The sequence below is a fragment of the Amycolatopsis sp. cmx-4-83 genome, from assembly GCF_046548815.1.
Lineage (GTDB): Bacteria > Actinomycetota > Actinomycetes > Mycobacteriales > Pseudonocardiaceae > Amycolatopsis > Amycolatopsis pretoriensis_A.
On record NZ_JAEBEF010000002.1, the window covers coordinates 898,686 to 920,667 of the forward strand.

At 70.9% G+C, this 21,982-nt stretch carries 22 protein-coding genes and 1 riboswitch; of the genes, 13 read left to right on the forward strand and 9 right to left on the reverse strand.

The window, feature by feature from the left end; translation table 11 throughout:
• Positions 1 to 52: 52 nt before the first annotated feature.
• From ACLJQM_RS09400 to ACLJQM_RS09410, 3 genes are all read right to left on the reverse strand, one after another.
• Positions 53 to 817, reverse strand: a complete 765-nt coding sequence (locus ACLJQM_RS09400; protein WP_360783373.1) for an ABC transporter permease — start codon at positions 815 to 817, stop codon at positions 53 to 55.
• Complete coding sequence (locus tag ACLJQM_RS09405; RefSeq protein WP_410630774.1) at positions 807 to 1,772, reverse strand: ATP-binding cassette domain-containing protein; 966 nt, start codon at positions 1,770 to 1,772, stop codon at positions 807 to 809. Before ACLJQM_RS09405 ends, ACLJQM_RS09400 begins: the two co-directional genes overlap by 11 nt.
• A 171-nt stretch (positions 1,773 to 1,943) precedes the next feature.
• On the reverse strand, positions 1,944 to 2,543 hold the full coding sequence (locus ACLJQM_RS09410; RefSeq protein WP_360783367.1) for a PadR family transcriptional regulator: 600 nt from the start codon (positions 2,541 to 2,543) through the stop codon (positions 1,944 to 1,946).
• 52 nt (positions 2,544 to 2,595) lie between these two features.
• On the opposite strand from ACLJQM_RS09410, the gene metG reads away from it, so the two are divergent.
• The 5 genes from metG to ACLJQM_RS09435 all read left to right on the forward strand — a co-directional run bounded on the left by metG (position 2,596) and on the right by ACLJQM_RS09435 (position 9,271).
• Positions 2,596 to 4,392 (forward strand): methionine--tRNA ligase, encoded by a 1,797-nt coding sequence (gene metG, locus ACLJQM_RS09415; protein WP_410630776.1) that lies wholly within the window; start codon positions 2,596 to 2,598, stop codon positions 4,390 to 4,392.
• Between the two features lie 9 nt (positions 4,393 to 4,401).
• Positions 4,402 to 5,238 carry a TatD family hydrolase gene (locus tag ACLJQM_RS09420; protein ID WP_410630777.1) on the forward strand — a complete coding sequence of 279 codons (837 nt, stop codon included), beginning with the start codon at positions 4,402 to 4,404 and terminating at the stop codon, positions 5,236 to 5,238.
• A 209-nt stretch (positions 5,239 to 5,447) separates the two neighbouring features.
• Entirely contained in the window at positions 5,448 to 6,872 is a 1,425-nt protein-coding gene (locus tag ACLJQM_RS09425; protein ID WP_410630778.1) for a transglycosylase family protein, read from the forward strand.
• Between the two features lie 103 nt (positions 6,873 to 6,975).
• Complete coding sequence (gene rsmA, locus ACLJQM_RS09430) at positions 6,976 to 7,827, forward strand: 16S rRNA (adenine(1518)-N(6)/adenine(1519)-N(6))-dimethyltransferase RsmA (RefSeq protein ID WP_360783356.1); 852 nt, start codon at positions 6,976 to 6,978, stop codon at positions 7,825 to 7,827.
• Between the two features lie 126 nt (positions 7,828 to 7,953).
• Positions 7,954 to 8,044: riboswitch (SAM riboswitch) on the forward strand.
• A gap of 213 nt (positions 8,045 to 8,257) precedes the next feature.
• Entirely contained in the window at positions 8,258 to 9,271 is a 1,014-nt protein-coding gene (locus tag ACLJQM_RS09435; protein WP_247018285.1) for a methionine ABC transporter ATP-binding protein, read from the forward strand.
• 53 nt (positions 9,272 to 9,324) lie between these two features.
• Here the strand turns inward: ACLJQM_RS09435 and ACLJQM_RS09440 are convergent, their stop codons facing one another.
• On the reverse strand, positions 9,325 to 10,719 hold the full coding sequence (locus ACLJQM_RS09440; protein ID WP_410630779.1) for an MFS transporter: 1,395 nt from the start codon (positions 10,717 to 10,719) through the stop codon (positions 9,325 to 9,327).
• 104 nt (positions 10,720 to 10,823) lie between these two features.
• Here ACLJQM_RS09440 and ACLJQM_RS09445 point away from each other — a divergent pair, with 104 nt between their 5' ends.
• From ACLJQM_RS09445 to ACLJQM_RS09470, 6 genes are all read left to right on the forward strand, one after another.
• Positions 10,824 to 11,357, forward strand: coding sequence for a TetR/AcrR family transcriptional regulator (locus ACLJQM_RS09445; protein ID WP_410630780.1), 534 nt, complete (start codon positions 10,824 to 10,826; stop codon positions 11,355 to 11,357).
• A 9-nt stretch (positions 11,358 to 11,366) separates the two neighbouring features.
• Positions 11,367 to 12,329, forward strand: coding sequence for a 4-(cytidine 5'-diphospho)-2-C-methyl-D-erythritol kinase (locus ACLJQM_RS09450; RefSeq protein WP_410630781.1), 963 nt, complete (start codon positions 11,367 to 11,369; stop codon positions 12,327 to 12,329).
• Complete coding sequence (locus tag ACLJQM_RS09455) at positions 12,326 to 12,733, forward strand: ASCH domain-containing protein (RefSeq protein ID WP_410630782.1); 408 nt, start codon at positions 12,326 to 12,328, stop codon at positions 12,731 to 12,733. The genes ACLJQM_RS09450 and ACLJQM_RS09455 overlap by 4 nt, the downstream gene beginning before the upstream one ends.
• A 4-nt stretch (positions 12,734 to 12,737) precedes the next feature.
• The gene (locus ACLJQM_RS09460; protein WP_410630783.1) at positions 12,738 to 14,501 is read left to right on the forward strand and encodes an ABC-F family ATP-binding cassette domain-containing protein; all 1,764 of its coding nucleotides are present in this window, start codon (positions 12,738 to 12,740) and stop codon (positions 14,499 to 14,501) included.
• A gap of 132 nt (positions 14,502 to 14,633) precedes the next feature.
• Positions 14,634 to 14,972: a hypothetical protein gene (locus tag ACLJQM_RS09465; RefSeq protein ID WP_410630784.1), complete on the forward strand. Its 339-nt coding sequence runs from the start codon at positions 14,634 to 14,636 to the stop codon at positions 14,970 to 14,972.
• Complete coding sequence (locus ACLJQM_RS09470; protein WP_360783338.1) at positions 14,969 to 16,657, forward strand: fatty acyl-AMP ligase; 1,689 nt, start codon at positions 14,969 to 14,971, stop codon at positions 16,655 to 16,657. The genes ACLJQM_RS09465 and ACLJQM_RS09470 overlap by 4 nt, the downstream gene beginning before the upstream one ends.
• Positions 16,658 to 16,772: 115 nt before the next feature.
• On the opposite strand, the gene ACLJQM_RS09475 is transcribed toward ACLJQM_RS09470, so the two are convergent.
• The 4 genes from ACLJQM_RS09475 to ACLJQM_RS09490 all read right to left on the reverse strand — a co-directional run bounded on the left by ACLJQM_RS09475 (position 16,773) and on the right by ACLJQM_RS09490 (position 18,895).
• Complete coding sequence (locus tag ACLJQM_RS09475) at positions 16,773 to 17,129, reverse strand: DivIVA domain-containing protein (protein ID WP_247018298.1); 357 nt, start codon at positions 17,127 to 17,129, stop codon at positions 16,773 to 16,775.
• Positions 17,130 to 17,298: 169 nt separating this feature from the next.
• Positions 17,299 to 17,613 carry a DivIVA domain-containing protein gene (locus tag ACLJQM_RS09480; RefSeq protein ID WP_360783334.1) on the reverse strand — a complete coding sequence of 105 codons (315 nt, stop codon included), beginning with the start codon at positions 17,611 to 17,613 and terminating at the stop codon, positions 17,299 to 17,301.
• 21 nt (positions 17,614 to 17,634) lie between these two features.
• Entirely contained in the window at positions 17,635 to 18,228 is a 594-nt protein-coding gene (pth, locus tag ACLJQM_RS09485) for an aminoacyl-tRNA hydrolase (RefSeq protein WP_360783331.1), read from the reverse strand.
• Between the two features lie 64 nt (positions 18,229 to 18,292).
• The gene (locus tag ACLJQM_RS09490) at positions 18,293 to 18,895 is read right to left on the reverse strand and encodes a 50S ribosomal protein L25/general stress protein Ctc (RefSeq protein WP_247018302.1); all 603 of its coding nucleotides are present in this window, start codon (positions 18,893 to 18,895) and stop codon (positions 18,293 to 18,295) included.
• 347 nt (positions 18,896 to 19,242) lie between these two features.
• On the opposite strand from ACLJQM_RS09490, the gene ACLJQM_RS09495 reads away from it, so the two are divergent.
• Together ACLJQM_RS09495 and ACLJQM_RS09500 are read left to right on the forward strand one after the other, a co-directional pair.
• Entirely contained in the window at positions 19,243 to 20,361 is a 1,119-nt protein-coding gene (locus ACLJQM_RS09495; RefSeq protein WP_410630786.1) for a hypothetical protein, read from the forward strand.
• Between the two features lie 98 nt (positions 20,362 to 20,459).
• A complete protein-coding gene (locus ACLJQM_RS09500) occupies positions 20,460 to 21,101 on the forward strand; it encodes an NAD(P)-dependent oxidoreductase (RefSeq protein ID WP_247018304.1) in 642 nt (213 codons plus the stop codon).
• On the opposite strand, the gene ACLJQM_RS09505 is transcribed toward ACLJQM_RS09500, so the two are convergent.
• Positions 21,085 to 21,960, reverse strand: coding sequence for a TIGR03621 family F420-dependent LLM class oxidoreductase (locus tag ACLJQM_RS09505; RefSeq protein WP_410630788.1), 876 nt, complete (start codon positions 21,958 to 21,960; stop codon positions 21,085 to 21,087). The genes ACLJQM_RS09500 and ACLJQM_RS09505 overlap by 17 nt on opposite strands.
• Positions 21,961 to 21,982: the final 22 nt, after the last annotated feature.

A 21,982-nucleotide genomic window follows, 5' to 3' on the forward strand; every position in this document is an offset into this window, starting at 1 on the left:
CCGGAGGCGGGCCCGCAGTCAGCAACGCCCAGGTTGATCAGGCACTTTCCGGTCAGGCGTTGTCGCGGTGGAAGGTCCGGGTGCCCCACCACACGGACACCACCGCCATGACGAGCACCACGACGCTGCCGGTGAACAAGGCGTCCACCGTGAAGTCGCCGCGGAAGGTGCTGCGCTCGACGTCGACGACGTGCCGGAACGGGTTGAGCTGGGAAACGGTGTACAGCCACTTAGGTGCGGCGCCGGCCGTGATCGGCAGCAGGATCCCGGAAAGCAGCAGCAGCGGGATGAGCACGGCGTTGAGCAGGGCGGGAAACGTTTCCTCGCTCTTGAGCGTCAGCGCGAGCGCGTAGGAGCACGACGCGAGCGACACCGCCAGCAGGAACACGATCACCAGGCTCAGCAGCACGCCGCCGACCGGCGCGTCGAGGTCGAACGCGAGGTACGCCAGCGCGATGATCAGCAGGGCCTGCACGACCGCCTGCAGCGCGTTGGCCAGCACCTTGCCCAGCAGCAGCGCCGCGCGGCTGACCGGCGTCACCCGGAAGCGCTCGACCACGCCGGAGCGGTAGTCGGCCAGCAGCCCGAACCCCACGAACGAGCTGCCGAAGAGCGCCAGCTGGGCGATCAGGGCCGGGGTGAGCAGCAGCCAGCCGTCCACTTCGGACAGCCCCTGGGCCCGCACCGCCTTGACCATCAGCGGCCCGAACAGGAACAGGTACAGCAGCGGCTGCATGATCCCGATGACGAGCCAGGTCGGGTTGCGCACCGCGGCCACGGTGTCGCGCCGGAAGATCAGCCAGGTGTCACGCAGCACGGGTGCCCTCCTCGGCCTCGCGCAGGGATCGTCCGGTCAGGGTCAGGAAGACGTCGTCGAGCGTCGGCCGGTGCACCTGGACCGACCGCATCGGGATGCTCTCGGCGTCCAGCGCGCGCAGGAGTTCCGGCAGCGCGACGTCACCGCGCGGCACCCGGAACCGGATCTCGCCGCCGGCCGCGGACAGCTCGCGCGCCCCCGCCAGCCGTCCGGCGATCTCGGCGGCGTCCGCGCCCTGTTCCGGATCGACGCCGACCTCGACGCGATCGCCGTTGACCTGCGCCTTGAGCGCGTCCGGGGGGCCCTCGGCGACGATCCGGCCGCCGTCGATGACGATCAGCCGGTCCGCCAGCGCGTCGGCTTCGTCGAGGTAGTGGGTCGTCAGGAAGACGGTGACGCCCAGCCGCCGGATGTGCTCCCACAGGTTCGCCCGGCTCTGCGGATCGAGCCCGGTCGACGGCTCGTCGAGGAACACCAGCCCGGGCGAGTGGATCAGCCCGAGCGCGATGTCGAGCCGCCGCCGCTGCCCGCCGGACAGCGTTTTCGCCGGCCGCCGGTCCAGCCCGGTGAGGTCGAGCCGCTCGGCGAGCTCGGCCCCGCGCGCGATCGCGTCGGCCTTGCTCATCCGGTGGAGCCGCCCCTGCAGCTCGAGCTCGTCGGCGACGGTGGATTCGGGCGCGGTCCCGCCGCCTTGGGCGACGTACCCGATCCGTTCGCGCACGCCGAGCGGATCGGCGAGCAGGTCGCGGCCGCCGACGGTCGCGGTGCCCGCGGTCGGTTTCAGCAGCGTGGTGAGCATGCGGAGCGTGGTGGTCTTCCCGGCGCCGTTCGGGCCGAGGAAGGCGACCAGCTCGCCTGCGCCGACGTCGAGGTCGACGCCCTTGACCGCGTGGACTTCGCCCCCAGTGCGGCCCTTGCGGCGGAACCGCCGCTCGAGACCGCGTGCGGTGATCATGGGAACCCCTCTCTAATCAAACTTGACTACTTGAGGGACACACTGTGCCGCAGCGAGGACCCACTAGTCAAACTTGATTACCGACCCCTGGCCTGACGTCATGAAAGGGTCGTTCACCGCGTCCGGCGTCATGAACGAGTCGTTCATGACCTCCCGCGGCCGGCCGCCCGCCTACCCGGCCGGAGGCTCCCCGAAAGACGCGCCGGACTCGCCCGCCATCTCGTACTCACCGGCCTCGAGCCGGGCGATCAGCCCCTCCAGCCACGTCAGGCTCGCGTCCGTGATCCCGCCCCACAGCCGGTACAGCTCGCCGACGTGTTCGGGCGTGCCCAGCTCCATGCTCGCCTTCACCTCGTCGAGCATCAGCACCGCCTGTCGCTGCTCGGCCTCCAAGTGCACCAGCCGGTGCCGGAGCAGGTTGATCACGCGGGCGCGCGGCAGGGTCGTCATCAGTGAGATCCCCGCCGACAGGTCCGGGTGGTTGAGCTCCGGGTCGGACAGCGCCTTCGAGAGCAGCACCTGGTACTCCTGCTCACCCTCGGACGTGAGCCGGTAGGCGACGCGGTCCGGGCCGCCGGCGCCCGGCTCGACGTCGACCTGCTCCAGCAGCTCTTCGGTCGTCATCTTCTTCAGCGCGTGGTAGATCGAGCCGGGCTGGACGTTCGCCCACTTGTCCGCCGACCAGCTCAGCAGCTCGCGCCGCACCTGGTAGCCGTGCGCGCGGCCGTACATCCGCACCACCCCGAGCACGAGCAGCCGTGTCGCCGACAACCGGGCCTCCCTCTCGACAATGCGCGTGACGCCCTCCGTAGGCTAATAAGGTATGAGCACCCCTGTGTTGACCGCGGTGGCCTGGCCCTACGCCAACGGCCCCCGCCACATCGGCCACGTGTCCGGATTCGGCGTCCCGTCCGACGTCTTCTCCCGCTACCAGCGAATGGCCGGCAACCGGGTGCTCATGGTCTCCGGCACCGACGAACACGGCACCCCGATCACGGTCCAGGCGGACAAGGAAGACTCGACCCCGCAGCTGACGGCGGACAAGTACACCCGCCAGATCGGCACCGACCTGCAGGGCCTCGGCCTCTCCTACGACCTGTTCACCCGGACCACGACCGGCAACCACGCCGAGGTGACGCAGCAGATCTTCCTGGCGCTGCACCGCAACGGCTACGTCGTGCCGAAGACCACGCGCGGCGCGATCAGCCCGTCCACCGGCCGCACGCTGCCCGACCGCTACGTCGAGGGCACCTGCCCGATCTGCGGGTACGACGGCGCGCGCGGCGACCAGTGCGACAACTGCGGCAACCAGCTCGACGCCGCGGAGCTGATCAACCCGAAGTCGCGGATCAACGGCGAGACGCCGAAGTTCGTCGAGACCGAGCACTACTTCCTCGACCTGCCGGCGTTCACCAAGACCCTCGGCGACTGGCTGGGCACCAAGACCGACTGGCGCCCGAACGTCCTCAACTTCACCAAGAACCTGATCGACGACATGCGGCCCCGGCCGATCACCCGCGACCTCGACTGGGGCGTCAAGATCCCCCTCGACGGCTGGCGCGACCAGCCGCTGAAGCGGTTCTACGTCTGGTTCGACGCGGTGATCGGGTACTTCTCGGCCAGCGTCGAGTGGGCTCGGCGCTCCGGCAACCCGGACGCGTGGCAGGAGTGGTGGAACAACGCCGACGCCCGGTCGTACTACTTCATGGGCAAGGACAACATCACCTTCCACGCCCAGATCTGGCCGGCGCTGCTGTTCGGCCACAACGGCGAAGGCGACAAGGGCGGCGAGCCCGGCAAGTACGGCAAGCTGCACCTGCCCGACGAGATCGTCTCCAGCGAGTTCCTCACCATGAGCGGCTCGAAGTTCTCGACCTCGCGAGGGCGCGTCATCTACGTCGAGGACTTCCTGCGCGACTTCGGCCCGGACACGCTGCGGTACTTCATCTCGGTCGCCGGCCCGGAGACCCAGGACACCGACTTCACCTGGGACGAGTTCGTCCGCCGGACCAACTTCGAGCTGGCCAACGAGTGGGGCAACCTGGTCAACCGGTCCATCTCGATGGCGCACAAGAACGTCGGCGCCATCCCGCGCCCGGAGGCCCCGACGGCGGCCGACGAAGAGCTGAAGGCGTTGTCGCGCAAGGCGTTCGACACCGCGGGCGCGCACCTGGCCCGCTCCCGGTTCAAGCAGGCGGCGAGCGAGGCGATGAAGGTCGTCACCGCGGCGAACAAGTACATCTCCGACCAGGAGCCGTGGAAGCTCAAGGACGACCCGGCGCGGCGCGACACCGTGCTGCACACCGCGCTGCAGGTCGTCTCCGACGCCAACACGCTGCTGACGCCGTTCCTGCCGCACTCGGCCCAGAAGGTGCACGAGGCCCTCGGCGGCACCGGCGTCTGGGCCGCCCAGCCGGAGCTCAAGGAGGTCGACGACCTCGACATCGCCGGCCGGGTCAACCCGATCCTGACCGGTGACTACGCGGGCGAGCAGGCGAAGTGGGAGTCGAAGCCGATCGAGGTCGGCGTGCCGCTGGCCAAGCCGTCGCCGCTGTTCACCAAGCTCGACCCGGCGCTCGGCGAGACCGGCCCGGAGTGGGCGCCGATCACCAAGGAGTAAGAGGTATGCATGGGTGACGAGAAGCGCGAGCTGCCGCCGGTCCCGGACCGGCTCCCGGTGTCGGTGGTGGACGCGCACACCCATCTCGACGCGTGCGGCGCGGTCACCGCGGCCGATGTTGCGGCCATGGTCGACCGCGCCGAGCGCGCCGGTGTCGCCCGCGTCGTCACGGTCGCGGACGACCTCGCCTCGGCCCGCTGGGCCACCGAGGCGGCGACCTGGGACCCGCGCGTGTGGGCCGCCGTCGCGATCCACCCGACGCGGACCAAGGCGTTCGGCGAGGCCGAGAAGTCCGAAGTGGAGCGCCTGGCTGCGACCGACCGCGTGGTCGCGGTCGGCGAGACCGGTCTCGACTACTACTGGGACTACTCGCCGCACGACGCCCAGCAGGAGGCGTTCCGCTGGCACATCGACCTCGCGAAGCGGCTGGACAAGCCGCTGATGATCCACGACCGCGAGGCCCACGACGACGTGCTGCGCATCCTGGCCGAAGAGAATGCGCCGAATGCCGTAATCTTCCATTGTTTTTCCGGAGACGCGGAAATGGCCCGCAAGTGCGTGGACGCGGGATACGTCCTTTCCTTCGCGGGCACGGTGACTTTCAAGAACGCCAAGGGCCTCCACGAGGCAGCCCGGCTCTGCCCGGCGGACCAGTACCTCGTCGAGACCGACGCACCGTTTCTGACCCCCCACCCGTTCCGTGGACGGCCGAACGAGCCGTTCGGCGCGGCTTACACCGTCCGTCACCTCGCGGCGCTCAGGGGCGAAGCTGTCCACGAAGTCGCCGAAGCGGTCCGAACCACTGCCGAGCGGGTGTACCGACTCCCCAGCGTCACAACGGGGTGAACGCATTGCGACATCAGGGTTCCTTGATCGTCCACCTGATGGAGTGACGGGGATCACGACACTCCGGGGGGTGTTTGCGCAACCCGGCGGGACCCGTTACTGTCCCGTGATCGTGCCGGTCGGGCCTGCGCTCAGCAGCTTCCGATCGTCACGCCCAGTCGTAGAGACGGCGCCCCCGACCGCCGTCTCGTGAAAGGGAACGATCCCCGGTGACAGGTAGCAGACAGGCTGGAGCGCGCTCCGCCGTTCTCGAACGCAGTTATTTCGAGAACACCGCGTACGGTCAGCTCGACTTCTCCGACGACCCGAACATCACGCAGCAGGACATCCTCGCCGCGCTCGGCCCCGACGCCGACGCGATGATGGCCGAGATCGACGTCGACGTCGACGAACTGATCCGCCTCATCAACGCCGAGACGACGTACCTGCCCCCGATCGTCATCCCGGACGAGATCGAGGCGGACCGGACCGCGTCCCCGCAGGCCAAGCGCGCCGCGATGGACGAGAGCATCCGCCAGACCAGCAAGGTCTGGAAGCGCCGCTTCCTCAAGGGCGCCGTCCTCAGCGTCATGATCAGCGTCGCCGGCGGCGGCGCGGCCGCGCTGGCGATGAACAAGAGCGTCACCGTCGACGTCGACGGCCAGCAGCAGACCATCCACTCCTTCGGCGACACCGTCGGCGAAGTGCTGGAGGACGCGGGCCTGTCCGTCGGCGAGCACGACTCGCTCTCGCCCTCCCCGCAGGCGGAGGTCGGCGACGGCGGCGTCATCAAGCTCGAGCGCGGCCGCCAGCTCAAGATGATCGTCGACGGCGCGGAGCACACCTCCTGGGTGCGCGCGACCCACCTCGGCGACGCGCTGTCCCAGCTCGGCATGACCGGGATGGACAAGCCCGGCACGTGGATGTCGATGCCGAAGGACGGCGAGCTGCCGCTCCAGGGCGCCACGGTCGAGATCAAGACCCTCAAGAACATCACCCTGTACGACGGCGCCAACGCGCCGAAGCAGGTGAAGACGACCGCGGTCACGACGAAGGAGTTCCTGGGCGAGTACAAGCTCACCCTGGGCCCGGAGGACCAGGCCGAGGGCGGTCTGGACGTCAAGCTGACCGACGGCGCCCAGGTCCACATCAGCCGCACCGGCGTCTCGACGGTCGTCCAGAAGGAGTCCATCGACCCGCCCGAGCAGCGCGTCGACGACCCGGACCTGGACAAGGGCAAGACCCAGGTCGAAGACCCCGGCACGCCCGGCGAGAAGATGGTGACCTACAAGGTCACGCAGAAGAACGGCAAAGAGGTCGCCCGCGAGAGCATCTCCGAGCAGATCATCACCGCGGCCAAGCCGAAGATCATCCACGTCGGCACCAAGAAGGCCCCGACCCCGGCCATCGGCGACGGTTCCGCGTGGGACCGCATCGCGGCGTGCGAGTCGGGCGGCAACTGGGCCATCAACACCGGCAACGGCTACTACGGCGGCCTCCAGTTCGACAAGCGCACCTGGGACGCCTACGGCGGCGACGCGTACGCGAACCTGCCGAGCCAGGCTTCGCGCGAGCAGCAGATCGCGGTCGCGGAGAAGGTCCGCGACGCGCGTGGCGGCTACAGCGCCTGGCCGGTCTGCGGCAAGAAGGCCTGAGTTTCGCTTCGGAACGGCCCCCGTCCTTTTTGGGCGGGGGTCGTTTCGTCTGCGGTCCGCACCGAGCGGAACAGGGCCGGAGTACGGTCGGTAAGCTCGCCCGGTGGTTGAACTGTTGGGACCGGCCGAGATCCGGGCGCTGGCGGCCGAGCTGGACGTGCGGCCGACCAAGAAGCTCGGGCAGAACTTCGTGCACGATCCCAACACCGTCCGGCGGATCGTCGAGCTGGCGAACGTCACCGAGGACGACGTCGTCCTCGAGGTAGGGCCCGGGCTCGGGTCGCTGACGCTGGGCCTGCTCGCCACCGGGGCGCGGGTCGTCGCCGTCGAGATCGATCCCAAGCTCGCCGCGCGGCTGCCCGAGACCGTCGCCGAGCGGGGGGCCGAAGCCGCCGGCCGGCTGACCGTCGTCGGGGCCGACGCGCTGCGCGTCAAGAACGCCGACCTGCCCGGCGAGCCGACCGCGCTCGTCGCCAACCTGCCCTACAACGTCGCCGTGCCGGTCGTGCTGCACCTGCTCGCCGAAGTGCCCTCGCTCGCCTCCGGGCTCGTCATGGTGCAGACCGAGGTCGCCGAGCGGATGGCGGCCGGGCCGGGCAGCCGGATCTACGGCGTCCCGAGCGTCAAGCTCGCTTGGTACGGTCCCGCACGGAAAGTCGCCGCGGTACCACGGTCGGTGTTCTGGCCGGTGCCCAACGTGGATTCCGCGCTCGTCGCCTTCGAGCGCGCCGCCACCCCGGCGTCCGAAGACCGGGACGGTCTCTTCTCCCTGGTTGACGCCGCTTTCTCACAACGCAGGAAAACGCTTCGCGCCGCGCTCGCGGGCTGGGCGGGCTCGGCCGAACGGGCCGGGGAGCTCCTGACGGCCGCCGGGGTCGACCCGAAGACCCGGGGAGAGCAGCTCGACGTGCACGCTTTCGCCCGGATCGCGGCACGCGCGCGGGTCCACCACTGAATCCACCACAGTGGAGGCGGTGAAAAACGCACGTTTCGGCCGTCACCCCGTGACTGCGACACCTCCAGTCGTGTGATGTGGGCCAACGGGCTTGCTTTCGCTCCGTGGGATCGGCTTAACTCAGTACGTCCATCCCGAGCGACCGAGAGACCTGGCTCGTCGAAGTCGCAGCAACCACCCTCCACAGGGCAGGTGCTACCGCCAGGACCGATGGAGGCCGTTTTCGATGAAGAGGGTAGCTCGCCCCCTGCTGTTGACCAGGCGCCGCGTTGTCGACGAAGGCCGCCGCTCCGTCTCCGCATGTCGACGCTCGCGCTGAGCTTCGTCTGAGCCGACACACCCCTTCTTCACGCACCGTCCACTGAGGACGGACACTCGCTTGTGGCCGGGCGCGCCCTCGTGCGCTGCGCCCTGTTTTTCTGGAGCTATCGTGATCACGGTCGAAAACCTGTCCAAATCCTTTGCCACCAACGGAGATTCCGTCGTCGCCCTGCACGACGTGAGCGTCGAGGTCCAGGCCGGCTCGCTGTTCGGCGTCGTCGGCCCGGCCGGTTCGGGCAAGTCCGTCCTGGCCCGGTGCATCGCGCTGCAGGAGCGCCCCGACCGCGGCGTCGTCCGGCTGGACGGCCTCAACACCGGCACGCTCGACGGCCGCCGCCTCCGCGAGATCCGCCGTCAGCTCGGGGTCGTTTCGACGAAGCCGGAGCTGATCGCCGAGCGCACCATCGCCGGCAACATCGCTTCCCCGCTGGAGCAGCTCGGCGTCGACGGCCCGCAGCGCCGCAGCCGGGTCGGCTCGCTGCTCGACCTCGTCGGCCTGACCCCGCGCGCCGCGCAGCGTCCCGGTGAGCTCACCGCGGGTCAGCTCCGCCGCGTCGCGGTCGCGAAGGCGCTGGCCGCCGCGCCCGCCGTGCTGCTCGCCGACGACCCGACCGCCGGGATCGACCCGGAGGAGGCCGGCTCGGTGCTCACCGTGCTCGACCGCGCCCGCTCCGAGCTCGGCACCACGGTCGTCGTCACGACGCCGGACGCGGGCGTCGTCCGCCGGCTCTGCGACGACGTCGCGGTGCTGGAAGACGGCACCGTCGTCGAGCGCGGCACCGTGCTCGACCTGATCTCGAACCCGGGCAGCCGCACCGCGCAGGCGCTGCTGCCGGCCATCGAGACGTCGCGCTCGCAGTCCTCGCGCTACGACCGCGCGGTCGACGTCGTGCTGGTCGGGTTCGCGTCGGTGGGCGCGCTGCTGCCCGAGGCCGCCGGCCGCTTCGACGTCGAGTTCGCCACCATCGGCGGCGGGCTGACCCGGATCGGCGACACCCCGGTCGGCCGCTTCCGCCTCGGCGTCCGCGGCGAGCGCGCCGACGCGGCGCTGGCGTGGGTCGCCGAGCGCGGCGGCCACGTCACCCAGACCGCCCGCGGCCCCCAGGCCGTCGTCGCCGCCTGATCCCATCTGTCGCGAAGGCCACCTCGAGGAATTCGAGGTGGCCTTCACGGCGTTCAGCGGGAGCCGCGCGGGAGGACGAGGAACGCGGTGAGGGCGGCCGCGGCGACGATCGCCGCCGCCCAGGCCGACGCCGTCGTGTAGCCGTGGACGATCGCCGTCGGCGTGGTGAGGCCCGCCGAGACCGCGGTGGCGATGGTGTTCAGGGCGGCCGTGCCGAGGGACGCGCCCACCTGCTGCGACGTCGTCACGAACGCCGAAGCCGCGCCCGCGTCCCGCGCACCGACGTCGCGGGTGGCGACGTTCAGCACCACCGGCATGCACAGCCCGGCCCCGACGCCGAGCAGCAGCTGCATCGGCAGGACGACCCCGGCGTAGGACGCGTCCGGCGTCAGCCGCGTGGCCGCCACGAGCCCGCAAGCCAGCACGGACAACCCGCCCGCCAGCAGCGGCCGCGGGCCGACGCGCGGGAGCAGCCGTCCCGAAAGCTGGGTCGACGTCAGCATGTTCGCCCCCAGTGTCGGCAGGAACGCCAGCGCCGCGGCGAGCGCGCCGTAGCCCATCACGACCTGCAGCTGGTAGGTCAGGAACAGGAACATCCCGAACGCGCCGAACGAGGCCGCCCCGATCGTCAGGTAGGCGACGGCGCGAGCGCGGTCGCGCACCACCGCGAGCGGCAGCAGCGGGTGCGGGTGCCGGGCCTGCCGGCGCGCGAACCAGCCGAGCAGGAACAGCGACAGCACGAGGAAACCCAGCACCGGCAGGGAAAATCCCTGAGTGGCCACTTCGGACAGTGCGTGCACCAGCAGCACGACGCCGCCGCAGCTGAGCGCCGCACTGGTCCAGTCCAGCTGCGTGTCGCGGTGCGCGGCCGTCGGCGGCACGGCGAACCAGGCGCCCAGCCCGGCCAGCACGGCGACCAGCACGTTGACGTAGAGGCTCCAGCGCCAGTCGAGGAACTGCGTGAGCGCGCCGCCGACGGTGAGGCCCAGCGCGGAGCCGGACATCATGATGGCGCCGAAGATCCCGAACGCCTTCCCGCGTTCGCGGGGGTCGGTGAAGGTGAGCGTCAGCAACGACATCGTCGACGGCGCCAGCAGCGCGGCGAACACGCCCTGCGCGGCGCGGGCGCCGATCAGCCAGCCCGCCGACGGGGCCGCGCCGCCGACCGCGGACGCCACGGCGAACCCGGCGATGCCGACGAGCAGGGTGGTGCGGCGGCCGAGCCGGTCGGCCAGCCGCCCGCCGAGCAGCAGCAGGCCGCCGAACGCCAGCGTGTACGCCGAGATCGTCCACTGGCGGCCGGTGCCGGACAGGCCCAGCGCGCGCTGGGCCGACGGCAGGGCGATGTTCACGACGGTCGTGTCGAGCACGACCATCAGCTGGGCCAGGCCCAGCGCGGCGAGCGCGAGCCAGCGGCCCGCGACGCGCTCCGGCGCGGTGGTGGTCACGGTGAACCCCCGAGGTAAGCTGCAGATGCATTGCTTGTCGGCCGACAAGCAATGCCAAGCTAGGTGATTACTAGTCGGCCGTCAAGTAAGTTGAGGGGTGGAGCATGGCCGGGCGACGCACCGACACGCGCGAACGCATCCAGCGCGTCGCGCTCGAGCTGTTCGCCGAGCAGGGGTACGAAGGCAGCTCGCTGCGGGAGATCGCCGAGCGGCTCGAGGTGACGAAAGCCGCGCTGTACTACCACTTCCGCACGAAGGAGGACATCGTCACGAGCCTCCTCGAGGACTGGGGGACGGCGCTCGACGACCTCCTCGAGCGCGAAACCCGGCCCGAGGAGCTGCTCACCGCGTACGCCGGGCTGGTCGAAAGCAAGTTCGGCCCGGTCATCGGCCTGGTGCAGCGCAACGCGACGGCGTTGAAGGCCATCGCCGCGGGCGCCGGGCTCGCGGACCGGATGCTCCGCCTCCACGAGCTGCTCTGCGGCGGGTCCGACGCCCCCGAAGCGAGCCTGCGCGCGCGGCTCGCGCTGGTCGCCGTGCAGCTCACCAGCGTCGAAGGCGGCCCGGAAACCCCGCCGGACGTCGCGCTCGCCGTCGGGCTCGACATCCTTTCTCCTGGTCGGAACGCGGACACGTAGGCTGGTCGGGTGCTCGCCGTAGTTCCGCCCCCAGTCACCGTCCGGGTCCCGGCCAAGGTCAACCTGCACCTTTCGGTCGACGACCTGCGCGAAGACGGTTACCACGAGCTGGTGACCGTGTTCCAGGCGCTGTCGCTGACCGACGAAGTGACAGTCGCGGTCACCGACGACCCCGGCATCGAGGTCTACGGCGAAGGTGAAGGCACCGTCCCGACCGGCCCGGAAAACCTGGCGTGGCGGGCGGTCGAACTGCTCGCCAAGCACGTCGGGCGCACCGGCGAGCCGAAGGTCCGGGTGGTGCTGCGCAAGGGCATCCCGGTCGCCGGCGGCATGGCGGGCGGCAGCGCCGACGCGGCGGCGACCCTGGTCGGCCTCGCGTCGCTCTGGAACCTCGACGTCACGCGCGACGAACTGGCCGGGCTCGCCGCCGGCCTGGGCAGCGACGTCCCGTTCGCGCTCTACGGCGGCACCGCGCTCGGCACCGGGCGCGGCGAGCACCTGGTCCCGGTGCTTTCGCGGCACACGTTCCACTGGGTGCTGGCGTTCGACTCCGAAGGGCTGTCGACGCCGAAGGTGTTCAAGGAGCTGGACCGGCTGCGCGCGGCGGGCAAGCCGCCGCGGATCGGTTCGCACACCCCGGTCGTCGAGGCGCTGGCCTCGGGCGACCCACGCCAGCTGGCCCTCCTGCTCGGCAACGACCTCCAGGCGGCGGCGGTCTCGCTGCGCCCGGAGCTGCGCCGCACGCTCCGCGCGGGCGTGAACGCGGGCGCGCTCGCGGGCACGGTGTCCGGCTCCGGCCCGACGTGCGCGTTCCTCTGCGAAGGCGCCAACTCGGCGGTGGAGGTCGCCGCGGAGCTGTCGGGCGCGGGGGTGTGCCGCACGGTCCGCGTGGCCCACGGCCCGGTCCCGGGCGCCCGCGTGGTCGGCGGCGACGACGCGAACCGGCCGACACCGCCGCGGGTGCACGCGTGAAGCACGCGGAATTCGCGTTCCCCGGCCCGCTGCGCGACAAGCTGGTCGCGGCGATCCTGCGCGGGGAGAAGACGTCGACCACCGGCCTGCTGGCCGAATACGAGAAGTACGGCGAAGAACTGCCCGTCGTCGGCGAGCGCGAGCTGATGATCGACTCGGCGGGCGTCGGCGTCGCGGTGCTCGAAACCACCGAGGTGCGCGTGCTCTCGCTGTCCGAAGTGGACTTGCGGCACGCGCTCGACGAAGGTGAGGGCTTCACCAGCGTCGCCGAATGGCGCGCGGACCACACGGACTACTGGCAGAGCGCCGAAATGCGCGCCGCCATGGAAGATCCGGAATTCACCGTGGACGACACGACGCAGGTCGTGGCGACGCGGTTCGTGATAGTGGAAAGGATCGGCTGAGCGGATGGCCAACCTGGTCAACCTGGAGTCGGTGAGCAAGTCCTACGGGATTCGCCCGCTCTTGGACGGTGTGTCGCTCGGGATCGCGGCCGGTCAGCGCATCGGCGTCGTCGGGCTCAACGGTGGTGGCAAGACCACCCTGCTGGAAGTCCTTTCCGGACTCGCCGAGCCCGATTCCGGGCGGGTGAGCCACGTCGGCGGCCTGCGGATGGCCGTCGTCACCCAGCGCACGGAACTGCCGGACGGCAGCACGGTCGGCGACGTCGTCCTCGAGCGCTACGGCGCCGAGCACGAGTGGGCCGCCGACGCGCGCGTTCGGTCCATTGTAGACGGATTGGGGATCACCGCGATCGGGCTGGACAAGCCGACCGCGAACCTCTCCGGCGGCGAGCGGCGGCGCGTTTCGCTGGCCGCCGCGCTGACCGGCGAACTCGACCTCGTCGTGCTCGACGAACCGACCAACCACCTGGACGTCGAAGGTGTCCGCTGGCTGGCCGACCACCTGCTCACGCGCCGGATCGCGGTCGTGGTCGTCACGCACGACCGGTGGTTCCTCGACACCGTCGCGACGCTGACGTGGGAGGTCGCGAACGGCCGCGTCGAGCAGTACGAAGGTGGTTACGCCGACTGGATCTTCGCCCGCGCCGAACGGGCGCGGCTCGCGGCGACGGCCGAAGAGAAGCGGCAGAACCTGGCCCGCAAGGAACTCGCGTGGCTGCGCCGCGGCCCGCAGGCGCGCTCGTCGAAGCCGCGCTACCGCATCGAAGCGGCCGAAGCGCTGATCGCCGACGTCCCGCCGCCGCGCGACTCCGTCGAACTGCAGGCGTTCGCCAAGCGGCGCCTCGGCAAAACGGTGCTGGAGCTGGAAGACACGACGTACGCGGTGGGTGACCGGACGCTGCTCGACCACGTCACCTGGCGGATCGGCCCGGGCGACCGGATCGGCCTGGTCGGGGTGAACGGCTCGGGCAAGACGTCGCTGTTGAAGCTGCTCGGCGGTGACATCGAGGGGTCGACCGGCCGCCGGATCGAGGGCAAGACGGTCGCGCTCGCGCACCTGCGCCAGGAACTCGACGACCTGCCCGGCGACCTGCGCGTGCTGCAGGCGATCGAGCAGGTGGCCGGCCGCGTGGTGTTCGGCAAGCAGGAGATGACGGCGTCGCAGCTGGGCGAAAAGCTCGGCTTCCCCCAAGCCCGCCAGTGGACCCCGGTCGGCGACCTTTCGGGCGGCGAGCGGCGCCGGCTGCAGCTGTGCCGCCTGCTGATGGCCGAGCCGAACGTGCTGCTGCTCGACGAACCGACGAACGACCTGGACATCGACACGCTCCAGCAGCTGGAGGACCTCCTCGACGGCTGGCCGGGCACGATGGTCGTGGTCTCGCACGACCGCTACCTGGTGGAACGCGTCTGCGACACGATCGTCGCCCTCTTCGGCGACGGCCGCATCACCCACCTGCCGGGCGGCATCGAGGAGTACCTGAACCGCCGCTCGGCCGCGAAGGAGAGCACCGGCCCGGCCCCGTCCGCGGCGAAGGTGGAGGCGAAGAAGTCGGCAGCGGACCTGCGGGCGGCGCAGAAGGACCTCGGCCGCCTGGAGCGCAAGCTCGACCAGCTGCACGCGAAGGAGGAGAAGCTCCACGCGTCCTTGCTGGCGGCGGCGACGGACCCGGCGAAGCTGATGGAGCTGAACGCGGAGCTGAAGGGCGTGCAGGGGGAGATCGAGGACGTCGAGGCGCGCTGGCTGGAGACGTCCGAACTGCTGGAGTGACGACGGACCGCTCCGGCGGGCCGCGGTGGCCGGTCCGCGGGCTCGGGCAAGTCGCCCCGTGCGGACGCGGTGCGAGCGCCTCGGCGTGCCCTGCGTCGAGTTCGAATCCTTCTTCCACGGCCCGGCTGGACCGTGCGGGAGACGTGGCAGGCCGGCGTCCTCGGCTGCCTGGCGGGCGAGGTCTGGGCCATCGAGTGGCCGGGCGAAGCGGTCCGGGAGCGGATGACCGCGCGCTTGGACGTGCTGGTGTGGCTGGACCACCCGCGCACCCTGACGGTGGCCCGCGTCGTCAGCCGCACCCCGAAACGGCGCGTTGGCCGCGGCTCGAAGCACATCGCCGGCATCGCGTGGCGGTACCACCCGATCACGCGGGCCCGGGTTCGCCGGGTCATCGAGGCCGCCGGCTTCAAGGGCCGGTTTCCGCGTTGGTGGGCAGATGTCGACCGTGTCCCAGTAATGTTCCCGCCATGAGCAGGTTCGTGGACACGCTGGTCGCCACCGCGACGGGGCGGGGACAGCAGCGGGGCATGGTCACCGGGGAGCCGAAGGAGCCGGTGCGGCGGACCTGGGCCGAGGTGCACCAGGAAGCGCGGCGGATCGCCGGGGGACTGGTCGCCGGGGGGTTCGAACGCGGGGGTGCCGTCGCGGTGCTGGCCGCGGCGCCGGTGCTGATCGCGCCGACCGTGCAGGCCGTTTGGCTGGCCGGGGGCAGCGTCACCATGCTGCACCAGCCGACGCCGCGGACCGATCTCGCCGAGTGGGCCGAGGACACCGTGCGGGTGCTCGGGATGATCGGGTCGAACCTGGTGCTGCTGGGCGAGCCGTTCGACCAGCTCGCGCCGGTGCTGGCCGAAAAGGGCATCGGCTACCGGCTGATCAGCGATCTCGCCGGCGCCGAGCCGCTGGAAGACGTCGTCGTCACCGACGAAGGCGAAACCGCGCTGCTGCAGCTGACCAGTGGCTCCACCGCCGACCCGAAGGCCGTGCGGATCACCTACGGCAACCTGTACTCCAACGTCAAGGCCATGGTCGACCGCGCGGAGTTCGACTTCGACGTCGACGTGATGGTGTCCTGGCTGCCGACCTTCCACGACATGGGCATGGTCGGCTTCCTGACCGTGCCGATGACCTTCGGCGTCGAGCTGGTCAAGATCACGCCGGTCGAGTTCCTGTCGGGCCCGCTGATCTGGCCCCAGCTGATCACCAAGTACCACGGCACCACGACGGCGGCGCCGAACTTCGCCTACGCCATCGTCGGGCGCCGGATGGCCCGCGTCGACGACGACAACGAGTACGACCTCTCGAAGCTGCGCATCGCCCTCAACGGCGCCGAGCCCATCGACGAGACCGCCGTCCAGACGTTCGTCGACGCCGGGGCCCGGTTCAAGATGCCGGCGGAGTGCGTCTTCCCGGCCTACGGCATGGCCGAAGCGACCCTGGCCGTCTCGTTCGCGCCGCTGTTCACCGGGCTGACCCTCGACGTCGTCGAAGCGGACGCGCTCGAGGCGGGCAACCGCGCGGTGCCGGTCCCCGAGGGCGACCCGCGGCGCGGCACCGACGACGTCCGGTCGTTCGCGCTGCTCGGCCGTCCGCTGGACGGGCTCGAGGCGGAGATCGTCAACGAGGCGGGCGAGCGCGCCGGCGACCGCGAAGTCGGCGAGATCCGGCTGCGCGGCGAGGCCGTGACGCCCGGCTACCTGACGATGGACGGCCCGGTCGCCACCCAGGACGACGAGGGCTGGCTGAACACCGGCGACCTCGGCTACCTGGTCGACGGCCAGATCGTCATCTGCGGGCGCCGCAAGGACGTCATCATCATGGGCGGCCGCAACCTGTACCCGACGGACATCGAGCGCGCGGCGACGTCGGTCGAGGGCGTGCGGGCCGGCAACGCGGTCGCGGTCCGGCTGGACGCGGGCAGCCGCCGCGAGCGGTTCGCCGTGGTCGTGGAGTCGAAGCTGGCGGGCGACGCCGAGGCGGAGAAGAACCTGGTGAAGCAGGTCTCGGCCCGGGTCCGCGACGCGGTCGACATGCGCCCGTACGCGGTGGTGGTGCTCCCGGCGGGCAGCCTGCCGAAGACGCCGTCGGGCAAGGTCAAGCGCGCGGCCACGGCGGCCCAGTTCGCGGACAGGATCAAGAAGAACGCCGACGCCTGACACGTCACTTTCCCTATGAAAGTGCCGCGCCCGGAAGCCCGGAGGCGTCACTTTCCCTATGAAAGTGCCGCGCCCCGAAGTCCGAAGGCGTCACTTTCATAGGGAAAGTTCCGCTTCAGCGCTGCTGGAGGCGTTCGGCGCGCAGGGTGGGCGGGGTGGCGCGCTCGGCCGTCGCCTCCGCCGGGGTGCGGGCGCCCGGCAGGTCGGGGGCGTGGCCCGTCCGCGTGGCGAGCTGGTCCTCCGCCGCGTCGAGGAACTCGTCGACTTCGCGTTCGTCGTAGCCGCGCTTGCCGATCAGCGGCTTCGAGAACACCACGTGGTGCACTTCGGCGGCGGTCAGGTCGTCCTCCTCGGCGAACGTCTTGGCGATCCGCCGGACGAACTCGTCGACCTCGTGCTTGGCGTAGCCACGGCGGCCGATCGGGGCGTTACCGAAGGTGACCTCGGCGAGGTCTTCGGCGGTGAACGACATGCAACTCTCCGATTCCGGGGTTGGGCGGTGCGAACTGCCGTACACCGTCCTAGCCGGAGAACAGGGACCCCCGGAAGGGGCAGACCCCGAAGCTCACCCCGACGGGCGGCTGCCGTCCGCCTGTGAGTGAGCCGGGATTACGCAGCGCTGTGTGGCCGGGTTCACACCCTCAGCTCCGGCCGAACCACTTCCGCGGCCCCTGCGGGCGCCGCTCCTCGGCCACCGGGCGCGGGTTCCGCAGCTCGACGAGGGCCGCCTCGGCCTCGTCGAGGAACAGGTCGACCTGGGCCTGGTCGTAGCTGCGCATGCCGACCGGCATGATCGTGAACTCGACGTAGTGGATGTCGTCCGCGGTCAGGATGTTGCGCCCGGACAGCGCCTCGGCGATCAGGTCGAGGAACGCGTCGACCTCGTCCTCGTTGTAGCCGCGACGGCCGAACCGGGGTCTGCCGAATGCGATCACCCGGACTTCGTCGGGGGTCATGGCTTCACCATCCCACCCATGTCAGCCCGCGTGGAAGGCGTTTTGCGCGGCGGCCAAGCCGGTGCCGACGAGTGCCTCGGTCGCGTCCGCGCACCGGTCCACCTCGAACGGGAGCTCCTTGCGCTCGACCGTCGAGAAGTCCTTCAGCACGAAGTCCGCCGGGTCCTGGCGGCCGGGCGGGCGGCCGATGCCGAAGCGCACGCGGTAGTAGTCGCGGGTGCCGATGGACTTCGTGATCGAACGGAGTCCGTTGTGGCCGTTGTCGCCGCCGCCGAACTTCAGCTTCAGCGCGCCGAAATCGACGTCGAGCTCGTCGTGCACCACCACGACACCGGTCGGCGGCACCTTGTAGAACCGCGCCGCGCCGACCACGTGGCCACCGGAGAGGTTCATGTACGAGCGCGGCTTCACCAGCACGACGCGGCGGCCGGCCAGCCGTCCCTCGAGGACTTCGCCGCCGGTCTTGTGCGTCTTGAACTTGCCGCCGACGCGGGCGGCGAGCTCGTCCAGCACCATGAACCCGACATTGTGCCGGTTTCCGGCGTACTGGGGCCCGGGATTGCCGAGGCCGGCGAGCAAGATCAGCTCGCCGGCCCCGGGCAGGTCTTCGGTCACGCGCAAACGGTAACAGCGGAGCGAAGCTCCACCGATGAGGGTGGTGGTGGGGAGGAAGGCGGAGTTATTCGGCGGCTTCGGCCGACTCGTCGCCCGCCTCGGCGGCCTCGTCGTCGGCCTCTTCACGCTGCGGCTCGTTGACGGCCACGACGAGCGACTCGGGGTCGGTGACCAGGGTGGCACCCTGGGGCAGCTCGACCTGGCCCGCGAGGACCTGCGAGCCGATCTCGAGGCCCTCGATCGAGACCTCGAACTGCTCCGGGATGTGCAGCGCCTCGACCTCGACCTGCAGGGTGTCGACGTCCTGGTTGACCAGGCCGCCGGGGCCGGGGTTGCCGGTGACGACGACGGGGACGTCGACGACGATCTTCTCGCCGCGCTTCACGACCAGCAGGTCGACGTGCTCGATGTAGTTCTTGAGCGGGTGCACGACGATGGTCTTCGTCAGCGCGAGCTCGTCGGAGCCCTCGATGGCGAGGGTGATGACGGCGTTGGAGCCGTTCTCACGGACGACGCGGGCGAACTCGATGGCCGGCAGCGCGAAGTGCCGCGGGTCCGAGCCGTGGCCGTACAGAACGGCGGGGATCTTGCCGGCGCGACGCGTGCGACGCGCGGCGCCCTTGCCGAACTCGGTGCGCGGCTCGACGGACAGACGTACCTCGGACACGGTGTGGCACTCCTTCAAATCACGAACATGGTGCGGGAGACAGCATGCTGCGGCGGGGATGCTTGCGTTTTCTGTTCAGGCGGTTGCGTTCGGCGGCGAGTTTGCGGGCGTGCACGACAGCCGGGGCTACTCGAGCCGCCGCGTCGATCACGCCGGGCACCCCATCAGGGCCCCGCCTCGCCGAGACAACCTCAAGAGTGTAAACCAACCTCATCACGGTGGGTTGCGGCGGGGGCACCGACCAGGCTAGAACCCTCCTGAACCCCGGTGCGTGACGACACAAATCCGGTGGCGGGACTTCACCGGCCGAGGTGCACTCGGGCGCAGCGCAAGAGCGAGGGGCGGCAATGCGGGCTGGACGGGGCATGGCGGCGGCGGTGCTGCTGCTGCTGGGCGGACTGCTGGCGGGCTGCCAGGTGGCGGTCCCCGGCAGCGCCGGCGTCTCGGCGGCCGACCGGCAGACGGCGGAGCGGCGCGCCGAGCAGCGTGCCGCGGTCGACGCCGCGCTGACGACGCTGGGCCAGGCGCCCGCGGTCGCGCTGAAGGCCACGATCAAGGGCGCCGAGCAGCAGATCCGGGTCACCCGCGGCGGCACCGCCCTCGGCGGCGTGCCGCTCGACGGCGGGGTCGTCCAGGTCGCGGCCGTCGGCGGCCAGTTCTACCTCCAGGCCGACGCCGAGTACTGGAAGGCCCACGCGATCGACGAGGGCACGCAGTTCGGCACGAGCTGGGTGCGTTCGCTCGGCTCCGAGCTGCCGCTGGATCCGGCGGCCCGGTTCGCCCCGGCCGCGCTCGCCGACGGCCTCCGCAAGGCACTGCCCGGCCTGGACCGGCTGGGGGAGCCGGTCAAGGCGAAACTCGCCGACGGCACCGAGGTCTACCAGCTCGGCGCCGCGCCGAGCGTCCTGCGCGTCACCGCGGCCAAGCCAAGCCGCGTCGTCAGCTTCGCGCCGGTGCTGCTCGACCCGCAGGCCGGGCCGAAGTACGGCGCCGAGTTCCAGGTCGCCCCGCTCGCCGGGGACGCGCTGAAGGCGTTCCACACCGACCTCGACACCGCCGTCGGCGCGCTCGGCCAGCCGTTCGAGGGCCTGGTCCAGGCCAGCGCCGTGGTCACCAACGACAAGCTCGACTGCAAGGACTTCGTGGGCTCCTGCACGACGACGGTCGACGTCTCCACCAGCGTCGTCGGCTCGCCGGCGTCGGGGGAGAAGAGCGTCGTGCACATCAACCTCTCGGTCGAGGTGAGCGCCGACTCGCTCGGCGCGCAGACCTGCACGACAGCGGCCGACGCCGAGCCGTACGCGACGATCAAGATGTCCTGCACGGTGAAGTTCAAGCTGCCCAACAAGACGGCCAGCTACCAGGTCCTGTCGAAGCCCAACGCGACCGCGGAGGTCCGCGCGGCGCTCGACGCCAACGCCGTGAAGCAGAAGGTGGCCGCGGAGTTCGCCGCGCTGGGCGGCTGAGCTGGACACCTACCCGGGGGTGCGTTGCTTCCGTTGAAGTAGGGGATCTTCCGTTCCTACGATCGGCCTCGAAGGCCGAATTCGAACGAGGAGATCCAATGGCCAAGCTGGTGGTTTTCGGGGCGACGGGGTACGCCGGTGGCAAGATCAGCGCCGAGGCGCTGCGCCGCGGGCACGAGGTCGTGGGCGTCGCGCGCAACGAGGGCTCGGTGCCCGAAGGCGTCGAGGCGCGGCAGGGTTCGCTGCACGACGAGGAGTTCGTCGCGCAGCTCGCGAAGGACGCCGACGTGCTCGTGGTCGCGACGCCGGCCCGCGCGATCGACGGCAAGAAGCTGATCGACGCCGTGCCCGGGCTGGTCCGCGCCGCGCGCGAGCACGGCGCCCGGCTGTCGTTCGTGGGCGGGGCGTCGAGCCTGCACGTCGCCGAGGGCGGCCCGCGCCTGTTCGACACCCCGGAGTTCCCGGACGAGTACAAGGAAGAAGCGGGCAACCACGCCGAGGTGCTGTACCTGCTGCGCGAGCAGCCGGCCGACCTCGACTGGTTCTACGTCAGCCCGGCCGCCGAGTTCGGCGCGTGGGTTCCGGGCGAGCGCACCGGGACGTTCCGCCTCGGCGGCGACGTCCTGCTGACCGACGAGAACGGCAAGTCCTTCATCGGCGGCGACGACTACGCGATCGCCTACGTCGACGAGATCGAGCAGCCGAAGCACAGCCGCGCGCGCTTCACGGTCGCTTACTGAGCTCCTCGATCACCGGGGCGAACGTTTCGAGCGCGGGCTCGAACACCGTGATGTACGAGAAGCCGTAGCGTTCGCGCCGGGCCACCAGCTGCCCGGCGATCTCCTCGACCGTGCCCAGCACCAGCTGCGGCGCGTCGAGGAGCTCGCCGGCGTCGGCCACGGCGCTCCGCTCGGTCTTCTCGTGCCACGCTTCGGCGGCCGCGCGCCGGTCGTCGGTGATCTCGACGTGCTGGACGAGCATGTTGTACTCGGTTTCGCGCGTCGCCCTGGCCCGGAAGAAGGCGACGCGCTCGTCCATCGCCTCGGCGTTGTCGAGCTTGAAGGTGCCCGGCGGCTTCCCGGGCTGCTGCCGGAGCCCGCCGAACCCGACGACGTCCGCGTGCCGGGCGGCGAGGTCGAGCACGCCGTCGCTGTTGCCCGCGATGAGCAGGCGGGGCTGGGCGATGCCTTCGTCGTCGAAGTGCTTTCGCAGGTAGCCGATGCTTTCGCCGAGGTAGCTGATGCGGGTGGCGGCGTTGTGCCACGGCAGGCCCGCGGCGTCGAACTCGGCCTTCATGTGCCCGGCGCCGAGCCCGAGGTCGAGGCGCCCGTCGAGCAGCGCGGCCGTCGTGGCGGCTTCGCGGGCGAAAAGCGCGAGGTTGTAGAAGGGCACGTTCGACACGAGCGTGCCCAGCCGCGGCCGCTCGGTGACGGCGGCCGCCATGGCCAGCACCGGGAAGGGCGCGAGGCGGCCGGCCCCGAGGTGATCGGGCACGGTGATGACGTCGTAGCCGAGTTCTTCGGCCCGGCGGCACCGCTCGATCCACTCGTCCCGGCCGCTGATCCCGCGGAGGCTGACGCCGAACTTGAAGTTCCCCATGCCGGCGACGCTAGCGCCGGGA